Origin of the sequence: Pseudomonas sp. (genome assembly GCF_026224925.1) — a bacterium.
GTDB lineage: Bacteria > Pseudomonadota > Gammaproteobacteria > Pseudomonadales > Pseudomonadaceae > Aquipseudomonas.
Genome location: NZ_JAMFRV010000434.1, coordinates 1 through 1,566, shown reverse-complemented (window position 1 = coordinate 1,566; position 1,566 = coordinate 1). Strand labels below are relative to the sequence as shown.

General features: G+C 58.7%; 1 protein-coding gene. It reads right to left on the bottom strand.

The features are described 5' to 3' along the window. Window positions 1–149: 149 nt before the first annotated feature. Window positions 150–1,373, bottom strand: coding sequence for a DDE-type integrase/transposase/recombinase (locus M0974_RS18770; RefSeq protein WP_297840038.1), 1,224 nt, complete (start codon window positions 1,371–1,373; stop codon window positions 150–152). Between the last annotated feature and the right edge of the window lie 193 nt (window positions 1,374–1,566).

The window sequence follows — 1,566 nt, the reverse complement described above, 5'->3', positions numbered from 1 at the left end:
AGTTCCACTGGCAGATGTTTCACTGCTGGATTGGCAGCTAGCTTCGCTGCACCCAAGGTTTGTGGGAAGGTCGGAAAACAAAGCACTATCGTTTTCCGAGCTTTCCATAAACCGCCATTTCCTCCGCCCTTGCGCATAGTCCTGCGGTTCTACGCGGTGAGTCGTAATTTCTCGAACAGCTTGTTTTTGGCTTCCTGCATTCGCCGCGCGGCATCGGTATCGCTGATGGCTGCGGCGACCCTTTTCAGCGCGTTCATACTGAGTCCATCGCGCAGGTATTGTGCTGGTTTGTCCAACAACGACAGAGTTTCCAGCGGAGTTTGGTAGCGCTTGTAACGGATGCGTTTGCGACCCTTCTCGTCGATCTTCACGTCAGCCTGAGCGCAGGGACGATGATAGTTTAGATAGGGATTCAAGTACGCACAGTAGAAGCTGTCGATCGCCTCGGCGTGGCTGGCGTCAATGTAGCCATAGCCGATATGTTTGCGGATCACGGCGCCGTTCTTGGTCTCCACCAGGCCGTTGTCGCCGCTCTGCCGAGGCCGGCTCTTGGTCTGTTCGACGCGCAGCTTTTCCAGCAGTTGGGCGACGGTCTTGTTGATGAACTCGCTGCCGTTGTCGGTGTGGAAGCCGAGGATGCGAAAAGGAAACTGGCGCATCATATCCTCTAAAACCGGCAGCAGATAGGCCTCCGAGATGCGCGGCGTCGCGCCGACGACCTGCCATTGCGTGACCTCGTCGACGGCATCGATGTGATAAACACCCTTGCCCTCGGGGCCATCGCCCTGATGCACCGTGTCCAGACGCAGATAGCCGGGCTGGCCCTCCGGCTGGGGCTTGCGCCGCTCGCCAATCGACACCGCCGTGGGCCGCGTCCTGGTGTAGTTCAACAGCGGCTCGCGGTAACGCTGGCTCTTGCGCAGGTTGTACAGATGCGCCACCGAGATACCGGCCAGACGCGCATACTCCGGCCGCTTCGAGAGCAGCTGTTCCCGCTCCAGGATGCGCCGCGTCGCCGGCCCGCTCAGCGTCTCGTGCGCTTCGTCGACCGAGGCCAGCAGTTCGATGTCGGCTCGTGTGTAGAGTTGCGAGAAACGCCGTCGCCGATAGACCGTCACATGGACTCGCCCGCTGGCCGTGTAGCGAGCGATCAGTCGCGTTACTTGCGCCCGGCTCAGACCGGTCATCTTCACGATGTAGCGCCGCAGCAGGCCCCGCGCAACCTTGCCCTGCTGAGCGTACTGCTGCCCTACCAGCACCCCCTCCACCCAGCTATAACGCTGCTGGCGATCTTCGGCTTCAAAACCGATTTCCTCGCTGGCCGCGACAAACTGGCCAATCGATTCCAAATTCAACTTCTCTGCCTCGTCCATGCGAATGTTCACTACCCAGCATGACCGCCCCTTCAGGCTCATCTTGTATTGGAATCAAAGCCTTCCTTCAGGCTCATCTTGTATTGGAAGAGAGTACGAATTGCCATTTTCCGCTCACCTTGCGATACTATTCAAGGTTTACCGGATGACGCTTCGCTTCCATTCCGTTCTCTCCCTGAGTTCCTGTCGCTCT

Coding starts and splice junctions, on each gene's coding strand:
- M0974_RS18770 (WP_297840038.1), bottom strand. CDS start 1,373: ATGGACGAGGCAGAGAAGTTGAATTTGGAATCGATTGGCCAGTTTGTC.